The sequence below is a fragment of the Cognatiluteimonas profundi genome (assembly GCF_009792795.1).
GTDB lineage: Bacteria > Pseudomonadota > Gammaproteobacteria > Xanthomonadales > Xanthomonadaceae > Cognatiluteimonas > Cognatiluteimonas profundi.
Map to the genome: position 1 here is coordinate 631,322 of NZ_VKHQ01000004.1, position 21,622 is coordinate 652,943.

At 69.8% G+C, this 21,622-nt stretch carries 22 protein-coding genes and 1 pseudogene; 12 read left to right on the forward strand and 11 right to left on the reverse strand.

What is annotated here, in order from left to right; genetic code table 11:
* Window positions 1–57: 57 nt before the first annotated feature.
* Window positions 58–1,431 carry an MATE family efflux transporter gene (locus GST15_RS09465; protein ID WP_159016989.1) on the reverse strand — a complete coding sequence of 458 codons (1,374 nt, stop codon included), beginning with the start codon at window positions 1,429–1,431 and terminating at the stop codon, window positions 58–60.
* Between the two features lie 104 nt (window positions 1,432–1,535).
* Between GST15_RS09465 and GST15_RS09470 the strand changes: the two genes are divergently transcribed.
* Complete coding sequence (locus tag GST15_RS09470) at window positions 1,536–2,699, forward strand: DUF3667 domain-containing protein (protein ID WP_159016990.1); 1,164 nt, start codon at window positions 1,536–1,538, stop codon at window positions 2,697–2,699.
* Window positions 2,700–2,732: 33 nt separating this feature from the next.
* On the opposite strand, the gene GST15_RS09475 is transcribed toward GST15_RS09470, so the two are convergent.
* Window positions 2,733–3,362 carry a DUF3106 domain-containing protein gene (locus tag GST15_RS09475; RefSeq protein WP_159016991.1) on the reverse strand — a complete coding sequence of 210 codons (630 nt, stop codon included), beginning with the start codon at window positions 3,360–3,362 and terminating at the stop codon, window positions 2,733–2,735.
* Window positions 3,349–4,281: a hypothetical protein gene (locus tag GST15_RS09480; RefSeq protein WP_159016992.1), complete on the reverse strand. Its 933-nt coding sequence runs from the start codon at window positions 4,279–4,281 to the stop codon at window positions 3,349–3,351. The genes GST15_RS09475 and GST15_RS09480 overlap by 14 nt, the downstream gene beginning before the upstream one ends.
* Before the next feature lie 451 nt (window positions 4,282–4,732).
* Between GST15_RS09480 and GST15_RS09485 the strand changes: the two genes are divergently transcribed.
* A complete protein-coding gene (locus GST15_RS09485) occupies window positions 4,733–6,958 on the forward strand; it encodes a primosomal protein N' (protein WP_159016993.1) in 2,226 nt (741 codons plus the stop codon).
* 61 nt (window positions 6,959–7,019) lie between these two features.
* On the opposite strand, the gene rpoH is transcribed toward GST15_RS09485, so the two are convergent.
* The 8 genes and pseudogenes from rpoH to GST15_RS09520 form a co-directional block, all read right to left on the reverse strand.
* Window positions 7,020–7,898, reverse strand: a complete 879-nt coding sequence (rpoH, locus tag GST15_RS09490; RefSeq protein ID WP_199268744.1) for an RNA polymerase sigma factor RpoH — start codon at window positions 7,896–7,898, stop codon at window positions 7,020–7,022.
* Between the two features lie 163 nt (window positions 7,899–8,061).
* Window positions 8,062–8,829 carry a uracil-DNA glycosylase gene (ung, locus tag GST15_RS09495; RefSeq protein ID WP_159016995.1) on the reverse strand — a complete coding sequence of 256 codons (768 nt, stop codon included), beginning with the start codon at window positions 8,827–8,829 and terminating at the stop codon, window positions 8,062–8,064.
* The gene (locus GST15_RS09500) at window positions 8,826–9,668 is read right to left on the reverse strand and encodes a response regulator (protein ID WP_159016996.1); all 843 of its coding nucleotides are present in this window, start codon (window positions 9,666–9,668) and stop codon (window positions 8,826–8,828) included. The genes ung and GST15_RS09500 overlap by 4 nt, the downstream gene beginning before the upstream one ends.
* Entirely contained in the window at window positions 9,668–10,633 is a 966-nt protein-coding gene (gene ftsX, locus GST15_RS09505; protein ID WP_159016997.1) for a permease-like cell division protein FtsX, read from the reverse strand. Before ftsX ends, GST15_RS09500 begins: the two co-directional genes overlap by 1 nt.
* Window positions 10,626–11,315 carry a cell division ATP-binding protein FtsE gene (gene ftsE / locus GST15_RS09510; RefSeq protein ID WP_159016998.1) on the reverse strand — a complete coding sequence of 230 codons (690 nt, stop codon included), beginning with the start codon at window positions 11,313–11,315 and terminating at the stop codon, window positions 10,626–10,628. The genes ftsX and ftsE overlap by 8 nt, the downstream gene beginning before the upstream one ends.
* A gap of 198 nt (window positions 11,316–11,513) precedes the next feature.
* Window positions 11,514–11,687 carry a GlsB/YeaQ/YmgE family stress response membrane protein gene (locus GST15_RS12970; protein ID WP_425482227.1) on the reverse strand — a complete coding sequence of 58 codons (174 nt, stop codon included), beginning with the start codon at window positions 11,685–11,687 and terminating at the stop codon, window positions 11,514–11,516.
* A pseudogene (locus GST15_RS12975) lies at window positions 11,660–11,783 on the reverse strand (GlsB/YeaQ/YmgE family stress response membrane protein); the annotation flags it as partial. The gene GST15_RS12970 and the pseudogene GST15_RS12975, both read right to left, overlap by 28 nt.
* 152 nt (window positions 11,784–11,935) lie before the next feature.
* Window positions 11,936–13,300 carry an AMP-binding protein gene (locus GST15_RS09520; RefSeq protein ID WP_159017000.1) on the reverse strand — a complete coding sequence of 455 codons (1,365 nt, stop codon included), beginning with the start codon at window positions 13,298–13,300 and terminating at the stop codon, window positions 11,936–11,938.
* Window positions 13,301–13,383: 83 nt separating this feature from the next.
* Here GST15_RS09520 and GST15_RS09525 point away from each other — a divergent pair, with 83 nt between their 5' ends.
* From GST15_RS09525 to GST15_RS09570, 10 genes are all read left to right on the forward strand, one after another.
* The gene (locus GST15_RS09525; RefSeq protein ID WP_159017001.1) at window positions 13,384–13,968 is read left to right on the forward strand and encodes a 4'-phosphopantetheinyl transferase family protein; all 585 of its coding nucleotides are present in this window, start codon (window positions 13,384–13,386) and stop codon (window positions 13,966–13,968) included.
* On the forward strand, window positions 13,965–14,594 hold the full coding sequence (gene rsmG / locus GST15_RS09530; RefSeq protein WP_159017002.1) for a 16S rRNA (guanine(527)-N(7))-methyltransferase RsmG: 630 nt from the start codon (window positions 13,965–13,967) through the stop codon (window positions 14,592–14,594). Before GST15_RS09525 ends, rsmG begins: the two co-directional genes overlap by 4 nt.
* 127 nt (window positions 14,595–14,721) lie before the next feature.
* Entirely contained in the window at window positions 14,722–15,540 is an 819-nt protein-coding gene (locus tag GST15_RS09535) for a ParA family protein (RefSeq protein WP_159017003.1), read from the forward strand.
* Window positions 15,537–16,466: a ParB/RepB/Spo0J family partition protein gene (locus GST15_RS09540; protein ID WP_159017004.1), complete on the forward strand. Its 930-nt coding sequence runs from the start codon at window positions 15,537–15,539 to the stop codon at window positions 16,464–16,466. Before GST15_RS09535 ends, GST15_RS09540 begins: the two co-directional genes overlap by 4 nt.
* A 106-nt stretch (window positions 16,467–16,572) precedes the next feature.
* Entirely contained in the window at window positions 16,573–17,538 is a 966-nt protein-coding gene (locus GST15_RS09545) for an NAD-dependent epimerase/dehydratase family protein (RefSeq protein WP_159017005.1), read from the forward strand.
* The gene (locus tag GST15_RS09550; protein ID WP_159017006.1) at window positions 17,535–18,260 is read left to right on the forward strand and encodes a glycosyltransferase family 2 protein; all 726 of its coding nucleotides are present in this window, start codon (window positions 17,535–17,537) and stop codon (window positions 18,258–18,260) included. Before GST15_RS09545 ends, GST15_RS09550 begins: the two co-directional genes overlap by 4 nt.
* A 14-nt stretch (window positions 18,261–18,274) precedes the next feature.
* Window positions 18,275–18,598, forward strand: coding sequence for a lipid-A-disaccharide synthase N-terminal domain-containing protein (locus tag GST15_RS09555; RefSeq protein ID WP_425482228.1), 324 nt, complete (start codon window positions 18,275–18,277; stop codon window positions 18,596–18,598).
* 369 nt (window positions 18,599–18,967) lie between these two features.
* Complete coding sequence (gene rpmB, locus GST15_RS09560) at window positions 18,968–19,204, forward strand: 50S ribosomal protein L28 (RefSeq protein WP_159017141.1); 237 nt, start codon at window positions 18,968–18,970, stop codon at window positions 19,202–19,204.
* A 10-nt stretch (window positions 19,205–19,214) separates the two neighbouring features.
* On the forward strand, window positions 19,215–19,379 hold the full coding sequence (gene rpmG, locus GST15_RS09565; protein WP_159017007.1) for a 50S ribosomal protein L33: 165 nt from the start codon (window positions 19,215–19,217) through the stop codon (window positions 19,377–19,379).
* A gap of 138 nt (window positions 19,380–19,517) precedes the next feature.
* Window positions 19,518–21,608: a M13 family metallopeptidase gene (locus GST15_RS09570; protein WP_159017142.1), complete on the forward strand. Its 2,091-nt coding sequence runs from the start codon at window positions 19,518–19,520 to the stop codon at window positions 21,606–21,608.
* Window positions 21,609–21,622 lie beyond the last annotated feature (14 nt).

The following is a 21,622-nucleotide window of genomic DNA, read 5'->3' on the forward strand; positions in this document are numbered from 1 at the left end:
TCCGGAACGTAGCGTGGCAGGGTAACGGCCCCACGCCGCACAGTCATGCGCCACAGGTCACTGCGGAAGGTGTCCGGCCACGCGCGTGCGGCTGCTGTATGCGAAGCGCCAGCACAGCAGCACGGCGGCGACGCTGAGGCCCGCGATCAGCCCGACCCACATGCCGCGCGGTCCATGCGCCGCGGTCACGCCCGGCCAGCCCAGGCCGAGACCGGCGCCCAGCGGCATGCCGATCCCCCAATACGCGATCGCCGCCAGCAGCATCGGCACGCGCGTGTCCTTGAGCCCGCGCAGGGCGCCGGCCGAGAGCACCTGGATGCCGTCGGGAAACTGGAACGCGGCCGCATACAGCAGCAACGAGGCCGCCAGCGTCGCCACGGCGGCATCGTGCGTGTAGAGCGCGACGATGGCGTGGCGACCCAGCAGCAGTGCCAGCGCCGACAAGGCCTGCGTGCCGAGGACCAGGCTGTAGCCGGCCAGTGCCGCCCGGCGCATGTCCTCGCGGCTGCCGCGACCCAGCGCATGGCCGATGCGCACCGTGGTGGCCTCGGCCAGGCCCAGCGGGATCATGAAACACAGGCTGGCGACGTTGATCGCGATCTGGTGCGCCGCCACCGGCACCGCGCCGAGGTGGCCGATGAGCAGCGCGGTGACGATGAACAGGCTGCCCTCCATCGCCACCGTCACCCCGATCGGCAGGCCGTTGGCCAGCAATCCGCGCAGCACCGACCAGCGCGGCCGGTCGAATCGCGCGAACAGCTCGAGGTCGGCGAAGCGGCGCGAACGCCGCAGGTACAGCGCGAATGCGATCGCCTGTGCCCACATCATCACCGCCGAGGCGATGCCCAGGCCGCCGGCGCCGAGTTCGGGAAAGCCGCCGACGCCGAAGGTCATCCCGTAGCCCAGCGGCACCAGAAGCAGCAGGCCGCCGAAACCCAGCAGCATCGTCGGCATGGTCCAGTGCAGGCCGTCGCTGAGGTAGCGCATGGTCAGGTACAGCGTCAGCGCCGGCACGCCCCAGCGGATGCCATGCAGGAATGCCAGCGTGCCCGGCCGGATCGACGCATCGATGCCCATCGGCGCCAGCGCGACACCCACCACGCTGAGGAAGGCGAACAAGGCCGCGCCCAGCATCAGCGCCAGCCACAGTGCCTGCCGGAACAAGGGTCCGATCGCGTCCCGGCGGCCGGCGCCGTCGAGTTGCGACACCGCCGGCGGCACCGCCATCAGCGTGCCCATCGGCAGCATCATCGGCAGCCAGAACAAGGCCGTGCCGACCGCAACCGAGGCCAGCGTCGTGGTGCCGTGGTGGCCGGCAATCACACTGTCGACGAAACCGATCAGCCCGGTCGACAGGTGCCCGGCGACCAGTGGCGCGGCAAGCACGGCACTGGTGCGCACTTCATCGACAAGGCGCGGGACTTGCGGCATGGGGCTGGGAACCGATGGACGAAGGTGGCCGTCGGCCGATGGTGCTGGCGCCGGATCGGACACGGTCCTATCTTAGCCAGCGCACTCTCCCGCCGTGGCAACGCATGACCGATCCGTCAGCCACTCCCGCCATGCCCGGACCGCTCGACGCGCAGGCGCGGCCCGCGGCCTGCCAGAACTGCGGCGCGCCGCTGCTCGGCCCGCATTGCTATCAGTGCGGCCAGCCGGTGAGCGGCCTGGTCCGGCACTTCAGCAGCATCATCGGCGACGCGCTCGACACCATCCTCAACATCGATGCACGGGTGTTCCGCACGCTGTGGCCGCTGCTGGCGCGTCCCGGCTACCTGACCTGCGAATACTTCGCCGGCCGCCGCGTGCGCTATGTCAGCCCGGTGCGCCTGTTCGTGTTCCTGAGCATCCTCACGTTCTTCGTGGCGCGGCTCACCATCAACATCCCCGGCGACGCGGTGCACTTCGACAGCAACGACGCCATCGGGCGGGCCACCACCGTCGCCCAGGTCGAGCGGTTGCGCGACACTGCGATCGCCTCCGTCGCGCGTGGCCGGCAGGACGCGAAGCAACGCGTGCCGGGACTGGATGCCCGATTGGCGGTCGCGCAGACCGCCATCCGCGCCAAGGCCGATCGCCGGATCGCCGAGTTGACCGGCGCCGCCGCGCGCGGCGAGCCGCCACCGGAATCCAAGCCGGAGATCATGTTCGACGGCAAGCCCTGGGATCCGAAGACGCACCCGCTGGCGCTGCAGTGGTTGCCGGATTTCGGCAACGACTGGCTCAACCGCCAGGTCGCGCGCGCCGAAAGCAACATCGCGCGCATGCAACGGGATCCGTCGCTGTTCAAGGATGCGGCGCTCAGCGCGATCCCGTCGACGCTGTTCGTGCTGCTGCCGGTGTTCGCGCTGATGCTGGAAATCCTGTACGTGTTCAAGCGCCGGCTGTACATGGAACACCTGATCGTGGCGCTGCACAGCCATGCCTTCCTGTGCCTGTCGCTGCTGCTGGTCTTCCTGGCCATGGCGTTGCGGCAATGGCTCGCACCCGCGTCGGGCGCGCTGCACTCGTTGCTGGGACTGGTCGAGGGAGTCCTGTTTGCCTGGATGCCGCTGTACCTGCTGTTGATGCAGAAGCGCGTCTACGGGCAGGGCTGGCCGATGACGCTGACCAAGTACGCGGTGTTGGGCTTGAGCTACACGATCCTGTTGTCGCTGGGCGCGGCGTTCACGATCATCGCGAGCCTGGTGTCGGCCTGACCGCCGCATCCCGCGCGCGTGCTGGCACGGCTGTCAGCGCGCCAGCTCGGATTGCAGCCAGGACGCGCGGTTGCCATCGGCGGTGGACAACAAGGCGCGCCGCAGGGCATCGCGTTGCTGGGGCGGCGTGCGTTGCGCCAGCACGCCAAGATCGATGCGCTCGGACGGCGTCAAGCTGCGCAGCGCATCGAGCAGCGGCGTGCGCTCGACCGCCGGCACCTGCATCAGCAGCGGCTGCAGCGCCGCGAAGCTGGCGCCCAATGCCGGACCGAGCAACCATCCGCGACGCTGGCTGGCGTCTTCCTGCGCGAATTGCGCGCGCAATGCCTGTTGCCGCGCGCCGTCCAGCGCCGCGAACGCCATGGCGGCCGCCCGCACCTGCACACGCTGGTCGGCGGGCAGCGCGCGCCAGGCCAGCCACGACTCGCGTCGCTCGCGCCGGATTGCCAGCGGCAACGCATCCCATGCCGCAAGACGCTGGCGGAATGCCTGCTGCTGCGCGGGTGTCATCGCCTGCCATTGCGCGTCGCGCGCCAGCAGCATCCGCTGCGTGGCGGCTGGCAGCTGGGGCAAGCGGTCGCGCAACGACGGCGGCAGCGCGAGCGCTGACGCCGCGACCAGCAGCAGGGCCAGGCCCGCGCGGGCCGCGTCAGCGCGACGCACCGGGCGCCTCCACGTTGCCTGCGGTACCGGGTGCCGGGGCCGCGGCGTCGGGGAAGACCAGCGGAGCGGCCTCCGGTGCGCCTGCCATCCGCGCGGCGTACCAGGCGTAGAAATCCAGGCTCTCGACCAGCGCCTGCTCGCGCGCATCCGCCAGCGCGTCGAAATCCGGGTGGGTCAGCACTGCGGTCCCGGCGTCGAAGGTCGAGGCCGGATCGGAGGCCGCGGGCAGCGCCATCGCCCGCACCGAAGGGTCGTCGCCCGCACCGGCGCGGTGGATGAGCCATGCCCCGGCCAGGGCCAGGACGCAAACGCCGCAGGCCAGCCACAGCGCCGGAGCGAACCAGGCGGGTCGCAGGCCGGCGGGCGTCGGCTCCGGCCGCGCCGCCATCGCGAACAGGCGGTCCAGGCGGCCGGAACGCGGATCCGTGCCGGCGCGCACGGCACGCTCGCAGGCCGCCAGCAGGTCTCGCCACGCCGCTGCATCGACCCGGCCGTGGGCATCGCGCGGCAATGCCCGGCGCAGGGCGCGTCGCTGGAGGCTCAGCGGGATGCCGAGCACGGCGGCCGCCTCGGCCTCGTCCAGTCGCGCGACTGCGCGCAGCAGGACCGTGGCACGCAGGCCGGCGCTCATCGGCGCCAGCGCCCGCAGCTCGGATGGCCACTGTCGGTTCGGCTGGCGACGCCGGAGCGGCGGCGCCGCAACGAGCAGGGTCCAGAAGTGTTGCGTCCAGTTGGCGACCGGGGCGCGCACCAGGTCGCGACCCAGTGCCTGCACCGCTGCCGACATCGCTGCATCGGCCTGCCGGCCTTCGCCGCAGAGCAGTTCGGCAAAGACGAGCGCGCGCGGGCCGGTCTCCCGCAGGACGGCAGTCAGCGCGGCGGACGCGCCGGTGGCCTGGGGCAGGGTTGGAGCAGTCATTGACGCCGATGGTTGCCTGCGAACGCGTCGCATCATAGCCGTCCGCGGCGGGCCGGGAGGCGCTTGACACGGCCGAAAATCCCGCCCGGGCCAAGCCGGGCAATGCTTCCAGCCGCAAAGGTTGTGCACAGCAATATTCCGGCCGCTTCGACGGTGCTTTCACCGCGCCCACTACGCGATCCACGAACGACGTTCCACGCTTATGTCTTTGAAATTAAAGGACTTATGCAGTTTGACCATTTTTTGACCATTCCGCATTGCCCGCTTGATGGACCGCCGTTGCGCAGTGCTGGCGCGAGAGCATGCACAGGCTTATCCACAGTTGGTGTGGATAAGGTTAAAAAACGTTTAAGGTCCGTTAGTTGCGTCATTTTCGTCGCCTGCGTCACAGCTAGTCGCTGCAAGCGATGGACGCCATTCACAGTCATCGGCCTGTCGCTAGACTTGGCCCATGCCCGCGCCTGATTCCGTTCCGATCCCCGCCGCCAGCACGCGGGTGTTGCGGGTCGCCCTGCCGCTGCCGCTGCCGCGCTTGTTCGACTACCGGTCGGCCGACGGCCCGGCCGATCCCGCGGCGATCGGATGCCGGGTGCGGGTGCCCTTCGGGCCGCGCGAGCTGGTGGGGGTGGTCGCCGACGTGGGCGCGCCGGCCGACGGGATCGACGGCCTGCGCGAAGCCATCGCCGTCCTCGATGCCGCCCCGCTGTTGCGGGGGGAGCTGTTCGATTCGCTGCAGTGGCTGGCCCGCTACAACCACGCCCCGCTCGGGGAGGTCTTCGCCACCGCCCTGCCCTCGATGTTGCGGCGGGGCGAGCCGCTGCCGGAGACCGACACCTGGGCCTGGCAGCTGACCGAGGCCGGCCTGGCCGCCCGCACGGGCCTGCGCGCCGGCAGTCGCCCGCGCCGGCTGGCGGACTGCCTGGCCGACGGTGGGCGCGACGAGGACGCCCTGGCCGACACCGTGGACGGCTGGCGTGCCGCGGCGCGATCGCTGGCCGTGCGCGGATTGATCGAGCGCGTGCCGGCGACCACCGCCAGCCAGGCACCGACACCGATCCCGGGCCCGATCGCGAATGACGAGCAGGCCGCCGCGATCGACGCACTGGTGCAGGCGCGCCAGCAGTTCGCGCCGATGCTGCTGGACGGCGTGACCGGCAGTGGCAAGACCGAGGTCTACCTGCAGGCGATCGCCGACTGCCTGGCGCGGGGCAGGCAGGCGCTGGTGCTGGTGCCCGAGATCGGCCTGACCCCGCAGATGCTGGCGCGGTTCCGCGCACGACTGGGCGTGCCGGTGCATGCGCTGCATTCGGACCTGGGCGATACGCAGCGCGCGCGGGTCTGGGCCGCGGCCTGGCGCGGCGAGGCGCGGGTCATCGTCGGCACGCGCTCGGCGGTGTTCACGCCATTGCCCGACGCCGGCCTGATCGTCGTCGACGAGGAACACGACGCGAGCTACAAGCAGCAGGACGGCATCCGCTACAACGCCCGCGATTTCGCCCTGGTCCGCGCCAAGGCGCTCGGCGTCCCGGTGCTGCTTGGCAGCGCGACGCCCTCGCTGGAATCCCTGCACAACGCCACGCTCGGGCGTTACGCCCACCTGCGCCTGCACAAGCGCGCCGGCGTCGCGCAAGCGCCGTCGGTGCGCGTGATCGATGTGCGCAAGCGTCCCTTGCAGGCGGGCCTGTCGCAGCAACTGCTGGATGCGATGGCCGCCGCGCTTGCCGCTGGCGGCCAGGTACTGGTGTTCAAGAACCGCCGTGGCTACGCGCCGGTGCTGCTCTGCCACGACTGCGGCTGGACGGCGCACTGCCAGCGCTGCAGCACGCCGGCCAACAGCACCGCGATGACGGTGCACGCCGGTGGCCGCCGCCTGCAATGCCACCATTGCGGCGCGCGCCGCCCGGTGCCGCCGGCGTGTCCGGATTGTGGTGCGCTGGCGCTGCAGCCGCAGGGCAACGGCACCGAGCGCATCGAGGAGTTCCTGGCGCAGCATTTCGCCGACGTGCCGGTGTTGCGCGTGGACCGCGGCAGCACCCGCCGTCGCGACAGTTTGGAAGCGCTGCTCGACGGCTTCGGCACGCAACCGGGGATCCTGGTCGGCACGCAGATGCTGGCCAAGGGCCACGACCTGCCCAACCTCACGCTGGTGGCGGTGGTCGGCATCGACGAAGGGTTGTTCTCGGCGGATTTCCGCGCGCACGAGAAAGTCGCGCAGATGCTGGTGCAGGTCGCCGGCCGCGCCGGCCGCGCCACGCGTCCGGGCGCGGTCTGGCTGCAGACCCACCATCCGCAGCATCCGTTGCTGCAGACCCTGATCGAGGGCGGTTACCACGCCTTTGCCGGGCAGGAACTCGCACAACGCGAGGCAGCGGGTTTCCCGCCGTTCGCGCACCTGGCGCTGCTGCGCGCCGAGGCCGCGTCGGCGGATCCGCCGACCGCATTCCTGCAGGCGGCGCGCGGCTTGCTTGGCGATGCCGCCGGGGTGGACCTGCACGGTCCGCTGCCCGCCCCGATGCCGCGCCGCGCCGGCATGCAGCGCGTGCAGCTGCTGCTGTCCGCCATCGAGCGCCGCAGCCTGCACGCGGCGCTGGATGCGATCGTGCCGCGGCTGCATGCACTGCCCGAGGCACGCAAGGTGCGCTGGTCGATCGACGTCGATCCGCTCGACCTGTACTAAGCCGCGCTGAAACGAAAAAGGCCCGGATTCCCGGGCCTTTTCCTGATCATGCAGCCGCGTGTCAGGCGACGAACAGGCCCTTCATCTTCTTCAGCGCGTTCGCCTCGACCTGGCGGATGCGTTCGGCCGACACGCCATATTCGGTGGCCAGGTCCTGCAGCGTCACCTTGCTGTCGGCGTCCAGCCAGCGACGCTTGATGATGTCGCGCGAGCGCGCGTCGAGTTGCAGCAGGCCCTCGCGCAGCAGTTCGAGCTGGTTGTCCTCGCTGTCCGCGCGCTCGTAGGCCTGGGAGGGATCCTCCTCGTGCGTCATCAGGTAGGCCGCCGGAGCCGGAGGCGCGTGTTCGTCGTCCTCGTCCGCGCTCAGGTCGAAACCGATGTCGCGGCCGGAGAGTCGCGATTCCATTTCCACCACTTCGCGCTCGGACACGTTGAGGTCGGCGGCGACCGCGCGCACCTCGGCGGCATTGAGCCAGCCCAGCCGCGTCTTCGACTTGCGCAGGTTGAAGAACAGCTTGCGCTGCGCCTTGGTCGTGGCGACCTTGACGATGCGCCAGTTCTTGAGGATGAACTCGTGCATCTCGGCGCGGATCCAGTGCACCGCGAAGCTCACCAGGCGCACGCCGATGTTGGGATCGAAGCGCTTAATCGCCTTCATCAGGCCGATGTTGCCTTCCTGGATCAGGTCGCCCAGCGGCAGGCCGTAGCCGTTGTAGCCGCGGGCGACATGCACGACGAAGCGCAGGTGCGAGAGCACCAGCTCCTGCGCCGCGTTGAGGTCGTCATGGTCGCGCAGGCGGCGCGCGAGGGCCTGTTCGTCCTCGACCGACAGCACCGGGATCTGGTGCACGGCGCCGATGTAGGCGTCGAGGGATCCCAGGGCGCTGGGGATCGGCAGGCTGCTGGAAACCAGGGCGTTGGACATGGCGAGGTTTGTCATGGGAAGGATTTTAGCAATGGCTACCTGTGACTGCTAACCCGGCGGAAAGTTCTGCTGTGTTCCATTCATGGGACGCCGCTCATCCATTAGGCGCCGGCCGGGTGTCAACCGGGTGTGCAAGCAGGGCGCCCGGACCGCCGGCCGCCCGCGCCCACTGGTCGCATCAGGCCAGGACGCCGTCGCTGCCGCCGCAAACCGCCCCGAGCGCAGCGCGCGGCGGCAGCGACCAGTCGATCGGGCTCTCGCCGTGGCCGACCAGATAGTCGTTCGCCGCCGAGAAATGCCCGCAACCCATGAACCCCCGGTGTGCCGACAGCGGCGAGGGATGCGGCGCCCTGAGCACGCAATGGCGCGTGGCGTCGATGCGCTGGCCCTTGGCCTGGGCGTAGCTGCCCCAGAGCATGAAGACCAGATGTTCGCGTTCGCGGTTCAGGACGTCGATGACATGGTCGGTGAAGCCTTCCCAGCCCTTGCCGGCGTGCGCCCCGGCGCGGCCTTCCTCGACGCTCAGCACGGCGTTGAGCAGCAGCACGCCCTGTCGCGCCCACGGCAGCAGGCAGCCATGGTCGGGGCGGGCGATGCCGAGGTCGCGCTGCAGTTCCTTGAAGATGTTGTCCAGCGACGGCGGCACCCGCACGCCGGGCTGCACCGAAAAGCACAGGCCGTGCGCCTGCCCGGGGCCGTGGTAGGGATCCTGTCCGAGGATCACGACCTTGACCTTGTCGAAGGGGGTGGCGTCGAGCGCGGCGAAGATCCGCGCCGGCGGCGGATGGATGCGCGCGCCAGCCTGTCGGCGCTCCCGCAGGAATGCCGCCAGCTGCTGCATGTCGTCGCGCAGCAGGTAGGCACCCACCCGCGATTTCCACGACGCTTCCAGGCGCAGGTTGCGACCCGCGTCGACGGCATCCGGGCTGGCCGCGCCCGGGCTCATTCGTGGAAGTTGCGCTGCTCCGGCAGTCGCGCCATGCGCAGCTGGAACAGCGTCTTGGTGACCAGCAGGCGTTCCTCGATGGGCTTGAGCACCAGGTCGTTGGCGCCCTCGCGCAGCAGGTTGCTCTGGTTGTCGCGGTTGGCATCGCCGGTCATCACCAGCACCGGCAATCGCCGCTTGCTGTAGCCGAATGCGCCGCGCACCTGGGAGAGCAGTTCGCGACCGCTCAGCGCGCCCTTCAGGTAGACGTCGGTGAGGACCAGGTCGGCGCCGATGTCCTCGCTGCCCAGCGACGCGTGCAGGTGTTCCAGCGCGCCTTCGACGTCGGTGAAATGATGCACCGCCATGCCGTGGCGCTCGAGCATGCGTTTGGTCGCCGCCGCCACCACGCGGCTGTCCTCGACGAACAGCACGCGCGCACCGGGGACCGGCTCGGGTTGCACGTAGCCGCGGATGAAGGCCGCCAGCGCACTGTGCCCGAGCGCCTTGTCGAAATAATCGGTGACGTCGTCGCTCAGGCTGCGGTTTTCCAGGCGCGACTGCACGTCGCCGGAGACCACGATGACCGGAACGTAGCGCTGCCCACCGGCCTCGCGAACGGTGCGCGCGAGCGCCAGGCCGTCGCCATCGGGAAGCAGCAGCGACGTGGTCACCAGGTCGACGGTGCCGGCAGCCAGTGCCGCGCCGGCCTCGGCCAGGCCGCCGCAGGCGATCACCTCGACGTTCGGCAGCTCGCGCAGCAGTACGTCGCCGATCAGCTTGCGCACCAGCCGCGAGCCGTCGACCACCATGATGCGCGGCGAATCATTGACGACGTGGCGCAGGTCGTGGGCGTCCATCAGGATTCCGTGGGGCGGGTCTGTCGCAGGTAGTGGCCGGTGACAATGCCGGCGCCGAGCCAGCCCAGCACGGTGGCGCCGAGCACCACGCCGGCGGCGGTGGGCGGATCGAATCCTGCCAACTCGAAGTGGCTGCCATAGCTGGCTGCCAGGTCGGCGAGAGGCTGGCGCAACGCGAGTGCGGCAAGCGTCAGCAAACCGATCGCCAGCGCGCCCGCAGCCAGACCGTACCACGCGCCCAGATACAGGAAGGGCCGCCGGATGAAGCCATCGGTGGCGCCCAGATGCTGCAGCACGCCGATCTCCTCGCGCCGCGACTGGATATCCAGCCGCACCGTGTTGCCCACGACCAGCAGCGCGCCCAGGCCCAGCAGCGTGCCGAGCACCAGCGCCACGCGGGTGCCGAAACGCAGCCAGCCATCCAGTCGGGTCCGCCACTGGGCGTCGTGCTGCACCAGGTCGGCTTCGGGCAGGCGCTGCAGCGAGGCCGCCAGCAGCGATTCGTCGCCACGCGGCGTGACGACGAGCAGGCTCGGCAGCGGATTGGCGGCGGCCGCGTCGATGGCTTCGCCCAAGCCGCCGGCGCGCAGTTCCGCGAGCCCCTGCTCGGGCGTGCGCAACTGCACCGCGCCGATGTCGCTGCGCGCGCGCAGGGTCGCGGCCAATGCCTGCGCGCGAGCGACGTCGACGTCGGGTTTGAGGAACACACTGATCTCGCGCGATTGCTCGACGTCACCGGAAAAGCGCGCCACGTTGGCCAGTACCAGCCACAGGCCCAGGGGCAGGGCCAGCGCCACGGCCATCACGCCGACGGTCAGCGCGGTCGACCAGGGCTTGCGCGCCACGCGGCCGAGGCTGGCGATGAAACTGTAGAGATGGTGGTCGAGCCAGGTGCCGATGCGACCCGGCGGCCGCGACGGCGGCGCTCGGCGCGTGGCCGGTTCCACGGTGCCGGCCTCACGCATCGGCCAGGTCCTCGGGCGAGATGTCGTCGGCCAGGCATCCCTGTTCGAGCACCAGCACGCGCTTCTTCATGCGCCGGACGAGGCCAAGGTCATGGCTGGCCACCAGCACGCTGGTGCCGCGCTCGGGCAGCGAGGCGAACAGGGTCATGATTTCCGCCGACAGCGCGGGATCCAGGTTGCCAGTCGGCTCGTCGGCGACGAGCAGGCGCGGTTCGCCGACCAGCGCACGCGCGATGCCGACGCGTTGCTGCTCGCCGGCAGCCAGTTGCGTGGGCAGCGCCCGCTCGCGCGCGGCCAGGCCGAGCCGGTCGAGGATGCTGCGCACGCGCTTGCCGATCTCCGGCCGCCGCATGCCGCGCAGGATCAGGGGCAGGGCGACGTTCTCGAAGACGGTGCGGTCGGCCAGCAGGCGATGGTCCTGGAACACGACGCCGACTTCGCGCCGGTGCAGCGGCACGCGCCGCCCGCGGACCTTCAGCAGGTTGCGCTCGCCGAACAGGACGGCGCCGCGGCTGGGCCGCTCACCCAGGTGGATCAGCTTGAGCAGCGTGCTCTTGCCGGCGCCCGAGTGGCCAGTGACGAACAGCATCTCCCCGGCCTGCACCTCGAAGCTGACGTCCGACAACGCCACATGTCCGCCCCGGTATTGCTTGCTGACATTGTCGAACCGCAACACGCTCATTCGCTCTTGCCCATGTGACGCGGGTGCCCCCGGAAAGCCGCTGGAAACCGGCGCGGCCGTGCAGACCTGGCCGCTGTCCCAGTATCTGCGGCGCGACCGGCATTGGCTAGCGCCAGCCGCGGCTGGGGGCGCCCCCGATGCCCACAAAAGCAAAGGCCCGGCATTGCCGGGCCCCTGCAATCGCGATGACGTGGACGCTCAGCGAACGCGGCCGCGACGGAACAGGTTGACGATCGCCAGCAGGATGATGGCGCCGATCAGCGACGCGACCAGGCCCATGACGCTGAAGTCGCCGGTATTGGCGGTGCCCGAACCCAGCAGCGGGGCAATCAGCCAACCACCGAGGAACGAACCGACGATACCCACGACCACATTCAGGATGATGCCCTGCTGCGCATCGGTCTTCATGATCATGCTTGCCAGCCAGCCGATGATGCCGCCCACGATTAACCAGATAATGAAGTTCATGCACCACTCCTTGTAAAAGGGATTCCCGAAAGCTCCCCTCAGGTGGGGGCGGAGTCAGTCTGTATAGGCGGACGTGATGGGAACGTCAGCGGTTCAGCCCGGTGAAGCCGGGGCCCAAGGCGCCTCCCCCGGCCATCTGGAGTCATAGTCGATCAATCGGCTGAATGCACGTCGCCCTGCAGCAATTGCAGCAGCGCGGCCCGCGGCAGCTTGCCGGTGTCGTTGCGCGGCAGGCAGGCCACCCGCTTCAGCGGGCGTGGCAGGAATACGGGGTCGATGGCGCGCCGCAGCGCGTTCAGGATCGTGGCCTCGTCGATGTCCGGGGCGACGACGAGCGCGGCGATCCGGCGGACGCCGCCGGCGTCGGGCGTGTCGAGCTGGAACATCACCGCGTCGCGCACGCCGGGCACTGCCTGGAGCTGGCGGGTGAGGTCGCCCAGCGAGGCGCGCTTGCCGGCGATCTCGAGCAGGTCGGCCTGTCGACCACGCAGGTGGAAGCGGCCATCGGCGGTCAATTCGACCAGATCGGCCAGCCCGACCGGCGCCGGCAGGTGCGGTGCCTGCACCAGGCTGCCATCGGGCTGGGGTTGCAGCTGCACGCCGGGCAGCGGCGTCCACGCGCTGTCGCGGGCGGTGCGCCGCCGCGCGATCACGCAGGTCTCGGTGGAGCCAAACAACTCGCGCACCTCGCAGCCAAAGCGCGCCTCGGCCGCGGCGGCGACCGTCGCCGGCAACGGTGCCGTCGCCGAGACGATCCCGGCCAGTGGCGGCAACTGCACGCTGGATTCCACCAGCGCGCGCAGGTGCACCGGCGTCGTCACCAGCAGGCGCGGCGCCGATGCGCAGCGCAGTGCCTGCGCGATGTCCTCGGGGAAGAACGGCCGCGCGGCATGCACGGCGACGCCGCCCAGCAGCGGCAGCAGTACCGACATCTCCATGCCGTACATATGCTGCGCCGGCACGGTCGCCACCAGGTGCGCGGTGGCGCCTGCGGGCCACAGGTCCTGCAGCGCCGCGAGGTTCTGCGCGGTGCTGGCGCGGAAGCTGCGCCATGTCTTCGGATTGGGCCTGGGCTCGCCGGTGCTGCCCGAGGTGAAGCCGATCGCGACCAGGGCGTCGTCGTCCACCAGCAACGGATCGCCATCGAGCTCCGGCAGGACCTGCGGCATGCGCCAGTAGCGCGGCGGGGTTTCGTCCAGGTCGGCGTCGCCGATGCAGTAGCTGTCGGCATGCCGGCGCAGTTCGTCGCTGATCACCGCCGGCGCCCGTGATGGCGGCAGCAGGGTCGTCTGCCCGCGCACGGCCACGGCGCAGAAGGCCACCAGGAAGCGGTAGCGGTCATCGCACAGGTTGATCGCGTGGACGCCCGCGGGGAGCAGGGCGGCCACGGCGCGGACCTGGGCCTGGAAGGTCGCGAGCGTGACCTGGCGGCTGCCATCGAAGGCGATCGTGCGTCCGCCGATGCCGATCGCCAGCGGCGACGAGGCCGCGAGGCCGCCCTTGATGACTGCAGACATAATCCCGATCCGTCCTCGCGGCCACGGCCGCTTGCCTGTGGATACTTTACGCTGCGACCCCCGCCCGCCTCCAAATCGAACCGATGGTGACAACTCCCCCGCTGCCGCCCACCGTGCGCCATGCATGGCTTGCGCACCCCCACGGCACGCCGTCGGAGCCCGTCGTCCGCGAATGGCTGGGCGCGCAACTGGGCTGCGCGCCGGATGACGTCGCGCTGGTCCGCGACGTGCTCGGACGCCCGCGGCTCGGCGCGATGCAGTCCCGCCATGACGTCAACTGGAGCCACAGTGGCGACGGCCTGCTGATCGCGCTGGGCGAAGGAGTCGCCATTGGCGCCGACCTGGAGCACCTGTGCCCGCGGCCGCGCGCACTGGATATCGCCCGGCGTTTCCTCGCCGGCGCCGAGGCCGATTGGCTGGCCGCGTTGCCCGAGCAGGCACGACCGCTGGCCTTCACCCGGCTGTGGTGCGCCAAGGAAGCCGTGCTCAAGGCGCATGGCCGCGGGCTGGCGTTCGGGCTGGACAAGCTGGCCTTCGCCGAAGCGGACGGCGCGCTCGCGCTGGTCGAGTGCGACCGCGCGCTGGGCGTCCCGCAGGACTGGTCGCTGCACGAGTTCGAGCCGCATCCGGGCTACCGGGCGGCGTTGGCCTGGCGCGCGCGGACATGAGCGACGCGGCCAGCATCGAAGCCGGTCTCGCCACCGGACTGGTCGCCCTGGGCCTGCCGCCGTCGCTGGCAGCGCCGCTGCAGGCCTACCTGGCGCTGCTCGATCGCTGGAACCGCACCTACAACCTCACCGCCATCCGCGATCCGCGCGAGATGGTGACCAAGCACGTGCTGGATTCGCTGGCCATGCATGGCTTCGTGGATGACGGCTCGCTCGCGGACCTGGGAACCGGCGCCGGCCTGCCCGGCATCCCGCTGGCGATCGCGAATCCCGCCCTGCAGGTGACGCTGGTCGAATCCAGCGGCAAGAAGGCGCGCTTCCTGCGCGAAGCGGCGCGTTCACTGCAACTGGGCAACGTGCGCGTGGCGGAGTCGCGCATCGAGACGCTGGGCGAAGCTGGCGCCTACGACGCCATCACCGCACGCGCCCTCGCCACGTTGCCGCTGATCCTGGAACTGGGCGGACACCTGCTCAAGCCGGATGGCCGCCTGCTGGCGATGAAAGGCGTGGTGCCGGACGACGAGATCGCGGCATTGCCGCCGGGATGGCGGGTCGAGGCAGTGCATGCGCTGGCGGTGCCGGGCCTGGACGCCGAGCGCCACCTGGTGGTGGTCGTCCGCGATTGAGCCGCAGCAACTGCGGGCGCGCCGCGGTATTGGCGCCCGGCGCAAGCGCGTCGTTTCGCGGCGCGGCATAATCGCCCGTCCGGTGTCGCATGGCCGGCTCCTTCGCATCCGAGGCACCATCGCGCCCATGGCCCGCATCATTGCTGTCGCCAACCAGAAAGGCGGAGTCGGCAAGACCACGACCGCCGTCAACCTGGCCGCGGCGCTGGCACGCACCCCGCAACGCGTGTTGCTGGTCGACCTGGATGCGCAGGGCAACGCGACCATGGGCAGCGGCATCGACAAGCGCGAACTGGCCGCGTCCAGTTGCGACGTGCTGATGGAGGAACAGACCGCCGACGTCGCCATCGTCACCACGCCCGAAGGCTTCGACCTGCTGCCGGGCAACAGCGAGCTGACCGCGGCCGAGATCGAGCTGATGGACGCCGAGGGCCGCGAGCAGCGGCTCAAGCGCGCGCTGGATCCGCTGCGCGACCGCTACGACTTCATCCTCATCGATTGCCCGCCGGCGCTGTCGCTGCTGACGCTCAACGCGCTCACCGCGGCCGACAGCGTGCTGGTGCCGATGCAGTGCGAGTACTACGCGCTCGAAGGCCTGACCTCGCTGCTGCAGACGATCGACGCGCTCAAGGGCCGGCTCAATCCGCAGCTGGAAGTCGAAGGCGTGCTGCGCACGATGTTCGACGTTCGCAACAACCTCGCCAACGCGGTGTCGGCCGAACTCATCAAGCATTTCGGCGACAAGGTCTTCCGCACGATCGTGCCGCGCAACGTGCGCCTGGCCGAGGCACCGAGCCACGGCCAGAGCATCGTGGGCTACGACAAGGCATCGCGTGGCGCGGTCGCCTACCTCGGCCTGGCCGGGGAAGTCCTGCGCCACCAGCGCGAGCGCCAGCAGCGCGCGCCGACCACCGGGAAACGCAACACGATGGAGACCACCGCATGACCACGGCAAAAGGCGCGCCAGCGAAGGCCGCGCCGGCGAAGAAGCGCGGCCTGGGTCGTGGACTGGAGGCGTTACTGGGGCCCAAGGGCGCCGCGCAGGCACCGGTGCTCGAGGCCACGCCCGCCGACACGCTGCGCAACCTGCCGGTCGATGCGCTGGCGCCGGGCAAGTACCAGCCGCGCAAGACCATGGACCAGGACAAGCTCGCCGAGCTCGCCGAGTCGATCCGCGCGCAGGGCGTGATCCAGCCGATCGTGGTGCGCGACCTGGGCGGACAGCGCTACGAGATCATCGCCGGCGAGCGTCGCTGGCGTGCATCGCAACTGGCCGGGCTGACCGAGATCCCGGTGGTGCTGCGCGAGGTCGACGACCGCACCGTCGTCGCCATGGCGCTGATCGAGAACATCCAGCGCGAGGACCTCAACCCACTGGAGGAAGCCAGCGCGCTGCAGCGGCTGATCGACGAATTCGACCTGACCCACGCCCAGGCCGCCGATGCCGTCGGCCGTTCGCGCGCCGCGGTGTCCAACCTGCTGCGCCTGCTCGAACTGCCCAAGGAAATCCGCGTGCTGGTCGATACCCGCGCGCTGGAGATGGGCCATGCGCGCGCGCTGCTGACGCTGGCGCCTGCGGCGGCGATCGCGCTGGCGCGACAGGCCGCCGACAACGGCTGGTCCGTGCGCGAGGTGGAACACCGCGTGCAGCAATTGGCGTCCGGCAAGCTTCCGGCCAGCAGCAGGGCCAAGCCGGCCAAGGCCCGCCCGCACGCCGACATCGTCACGCTGGAGCGCGAGTTGTCCGAGTCGCTGGGCACCAGCGTCAACGTGCTGCACGGACGCGCGGGGCGCGGCCGGCTGGTGATCCACTACAGCGACCTGCAATCCCTCGATGGCGTGCTGGAGCGGCTGCGTGGCACCAAGCCCTGACAATGGGGCAGGCGCCAGCTGACATCGGCTGCATGATCCATCCGGCACCATGGCGCTGGACCCGGCGCGCTGCCGGGTCGTCTTCGAACAGGCAGGAGCAATTCGCATGACCATCCTGGTCACCGGCGCCGCCGGTTTCATCGGGTCCTACGTCTGTCGCGCCCTGCAGGCGCGCGGCGACGCGGTCGTCGGCCTGGACAACTTCAACGATTACTACGATCCGCGGATCAAGCGCGATCGCGTTGCCGCGCTGTGCCCGGACGTCGACATCCGCGCGCTGGACCTGGCCGACCGCGACGGACTGGCGGCCCTGTTCGACACGGTCGCGCCGACCCGCGTCGTGCACCTGGCGGCGCAGGCCGGCGTGCGCTATTCGATCACCAATCCGCACGTGTACATCGAGAGCAACCTGGTGGGTTTCGCCAACCTGCTGGAACTATGCCGGCACCACGGCGTCGAGCATCTCGCCTATGCGAGCTCGTCCTCGGTCTACGGCGATTCGGCGACACCGCCGTTCTCGGAGGACCAGCGCGTCGACAAGCCGCGTTCGCTGTACGCGGCGACCAAGGCCGCGAACGAGTTGATGGCGCACACCTATGCGCACCTGTACGGCCTGCATGCCACCGGCCTGCGCTTCTTCACCGTGTATGGGCCCTGGGGTCGCCCGGACATGGCGCCGCTGCTGTTTTCGCGCGCGGTGCTCGCCGGGCGGCCGATCGAGGTGTTCAACTTCGGCAGGATGCGGCGCGACTTCACCTGCATCGACGACATCGTCGCCGGCGTGCTGGGCGCGCTCGACCACCCGTCGCCGGAATCACCGCCGCATCGCGTGTTCAACCTCGGCAACCACACCCCGGTCGAACTGGAGCACTTCATCGACGTCATCGCGCAGGCGGCCGGCAGGCCCGCGGAAAAGATCTACCAGCCGATGCAGCCCGGTGACATGGTGGAGACCATGGCCGATACCTCGCGCGCGCACGCGGCGTTCGGCTTCGAGCCGTCGACGCCGATCGAGGTCGGCCTGCCGCGCGTGGTCGACTGGTGTCGTGACTACTTCGGTGCGGCCGCATGAGCACTCCACAGCTGTCGGTCGTCGTGCCGGTGTTCAACGAGCAGGACAATGTCGCCCCGCTGGTCGGCGAGATCGTGTCCGCGCTGCGCGGCAAGGCCGATTTCGAGATCGTGTATGTCGACGATCATTCGCGCGATGCCACGCTGGCGACGCTGCAGCGGTTGCGCGCCGACGTTCCCGAGCTGCGCGTGTTGCGGCACGGGGTGCAGAGCGGGCAGAGCACGGCGATCCGCAACGGCGTCAAGGCCGCGCGCGGCGCCTGGATCGCGACCCTCGACGGCGACGGGCAGAACGATCCGGCCGACATCCCCAAGCTGCTCGACGAACGCGCGCGCACCGACGGCAACGTGAAGCTGTTCGCCGGCTGGCGCGTGCACCGCCAGGATTCGGGCAGCAAGCGCTGGGCATCGAAGCTGGCCAATGCCATCCGTGCGCGGATGCTGCGCGACGACACGCCCGATACCGGTTGCGGGATCAAGCTGTTCGAGCGCGCGGCCTTCCTCGACCTGCCCTACTTCGACCACATGCATCGTTACCTGCCGGCGCTGATGCAGCGTGCCGGCTGGACGACCGTCAGCGTGCCGGTGCACCACCGCGCGCGCTCCACCGGCGTGTCCAAGTACAACAACCTCAATCGCGCGCTGGTGGGCATCGCCGACCTGCGCGGCGTCGGCTGGCTGATCCGCCGGGCCAGGGTCACCGCGGTCGAGGAACTGCCGTGATCGCGGCCAGCTTCATGAACGAGCCGCTGGCGTGGCTGGCCTGGACCGGCCTGCACGCCAGTCCCTGGAAGCTCATCGGCTGGGCCGGGGCCCTGATGTTCAGCGGCCGCTGGTTCGTGCAGATCATCGCCTCGCGCCGCCACGGCAAGCCGGTGGTGCCGCGCGTGTTCTGGTACATGAGCATCGTCGGCAGCCTGATGACCCTGGCGTACTTCGTGTTCGGCAAGAACGACTCGGTCGGGGTCCTGCAGAACCTGTTCCCGGCCTTCACCGCCGGCTACAGCCTGTACCTGGACATCAAGCACCGCGGCTGGCACCGGGACCGGGCGGGGCACTAGCCCGCAGACCCGGGCGTTACCGGGATTCGCCTGCCAAGGTCATAGCCCCTCTCCCGCTTGCGGGAGAGGGGTTGGGGTGAGGGCACGGCTGTTCAGCAGACCAGGAGAAGAGCGCCCTCATCCGCCCTTCGGCACACCTTCTCCCGCAAGCGGGAGCAGGGATCAGCATGGCCCAAGCGTTTGATTCCACTCCAATCTGCCCGCATAATGCGCGGCTCGCTGCGTCCGGCCCTGGGTCCGGACCGTTCCCGGAAGCGCGATTCCGGCCGGTTCGAGCAGCGAATCCACGCCCGTACCGCGCGCCAATGCACCGGCGGGGCCGCCGTTTCCCTGGCCAAGGGCGACAAAAAACCAATTCGAGGTGCGTCAATGTCCCGCGTATGCCAAGTGTCCGGCAAGCGCGTGCAGACCGGCAACAACGTCTCGCACGCCAACAACAAGACCCGTCGTCGTTTCCTGCCCAACCTGCACGAGCGCCGCTTCTGGGTCGCCAGCGAGAACCGCTGGATCAAGCTGAGGGTTTCCGCGCACGCGTTGCGCACCATCGACAAGAACGGCATCGACGGCGTTCTGGCCGAACTCCGCGCTCGCGGCGAAAAGGTCTGAGGAGGACGACATGGCAACCAAGCGCGACAAGATCCGCCTGATCTCTTCGGCCGGTACCGGTCATTTCTACACCACCGACAAGAACAAGAAGAACACGCCCAACAAGATGGAGGTCAGCAAGTACGACCCCGTCGTGCGCAAGCATGTGCTCTACAAGGAAGGCAAGATCAAGTAGGCCTTCCGGCTTGTCGACCACGGAAAGCCCGCCGCAAGGCGGGCTTTTTCGTTGCCGCGGCCCGGGGCTGACTTCCTGCACCTTGCACGCTCGTGGCCCGACGCTATGGTGGCGGCTGGTTTTCCTCCGGTCATGCCCATGCAAACCCTGCGATCCGCGTTGCTGCTGGCGATGGTCTGTGCCTGCGGCGCATGCCAACCCGAAACGTCCGCACCGGTGGCGAAGGCGCCTGCCGCCGCTCCTGCCGCGACCCCGACCTCCGGCGTGGACCCGGCCGGCATCGACCATGGCGTGCAGCCAGGCGACGACTTCGACGGCTATGCCAACGGCGCATGGCGCAGCAAGGCGGTGATTCCGGATGACCGGTCCAGCACCGGCGTGTTCTTCCAGGTGTTCCAGAAGGCCGAGAAGCGCAATGCCGACCTGATCCAGGGCCTGGCATCGAGCCATCCGGCGGCGGGCACCGATGCGGCGCGCATCGCCGGCTACTACACCGCCTTCATGGACCAGGCCGGGATCGAGCAGCGCGGCCTCGCGCCGCTGCAGCCCGAACTCGACACAATCGCGGCGATCGCCAGCACCACCGACCTCGCCCGCGTGCTCGGCGAAGGCCTGCGCGCCGACGTGGATCCGCTCAACGCCACCAACTATTCCACCGAGCAGCTGTTCGGCCTGTTCGTGGCGCAGGGACTGGACGATCCGCAGCACAACATGCCCTACCTGCTGCAGGGCGGGCTGGGCATGCCCAACCGCGATTACTACCTCTCGTCGGATCCGGCGATGGTCGCGATCCGCGACAAGTACAAGGCGTATGTCGCGGCCATGCTCAAGCAGGCCGGCATCGCCGACCCCGACGCCAAGGCTGCGTCGATCTACGCGCTCGAGGAGAAGATCGCCAGGGCGCAGGCCTCGATCGTCGAGACCGAGGACGTGCACAAGGCCAACAATCCGTGGCCGATGGCGGACTTCGCGAAACAGGCGCCGGGCCTGGACTGGGCGACGTACTTCAAGGCCGCGGGCCTGGATGCGCAGCCGGTCGTCGACGCCTGGCAGCCAGCCGCGATCACCAGGCTGTCGGCGCTGACCGCGAGCCAGCCGCTGGCGACGTGGAAGGACTGGCTGGCGTTCCATGCGCTCAACCGCAATGCGTCGGTACTGCCGAAAGCCTTCGACGACCTGTCGTTCGGCTTCTATGGCACCGCGCTCACCGGCACGCCGAAGCAGCGCGACCGCTGGAAGCGCGCGCTGTCGGCCGTCAACGGCGCACTCGGCGATGCCGTGGGCAAGCTCTATGTGCAGAAGTACTTCCCGGCGTCGTCGCGCGCGCAGGTGCAGCAGATGGTGTCCAACCTGCTCGCCGTGTTCCCCGAGCGCATCGACAAGCTCGACTGGATGAGCGCGGACACCAAGGCCAAGGCGAAGGCCAAGGTCGCCGCGACCGAGGTCGGCGTCGGTTATCCCGATACGTGGCGCGATTACTCCGCGCTGGACATCCGCGCCGACGACGCACTGGGCAATGCCGGGCGCGCGCGCCTGGCCGAATACCACCACCAGCTCGCCAAGCTCGGTGCCGCGGTCGATCGCAAGGAATGGTGGATGACGCCGCAGACCGTCAACGCGGTCAACCTGCCGCTGCAGAATGCGCTGAATTTCCCCGCGGCGATCCTCGAGCCGCCGTTCTTCGATCCGGCCGCCGACGCCGCCGCCAACTACGGCTCGATCGGCGCGACCATCGGCCACGAGATCAGCCACAGCTTCGACAACACCGGCGCGGAGTTCGATGCGCAGGGACGCCTGGCGAACTGGTGGACGCCGGCCGACGCCGCGCATTTCAAGGCTGCCGGTGCCAGGCTCATCGCGCAGTACAGCGCGTACGAGGCATTGCCCGGGCTGCACCTCAACGGCGAGCAGACCCTGGGTGAGAACATCGCCGACCTTGCGGGTTTGTCGGTTGCGCACGATGCCTACGTGAAGTCGCTGGGCGGCAAGCCCGCGCCGGTGATCGATGGGCTGACCGGCGACCAGCGCTTCTTCCTTGCGTTCGCGCAGAGCTGGCGCACCAAGACCCGCGACGCCGCGCTGCGCGCGCAGATCGTCAGCGACGGCCATGCGCCGGGACGCTTCCGCGCGCAGACCGTGCGCAACATCGACGCCTGGTACGACGCATTCGCGCCCAAGCCCGGCCAGGCGCTGTACCTGAAGCCGGATGACCGCGTCCGCATCTGGTGAAGCAAGAGGCCCGC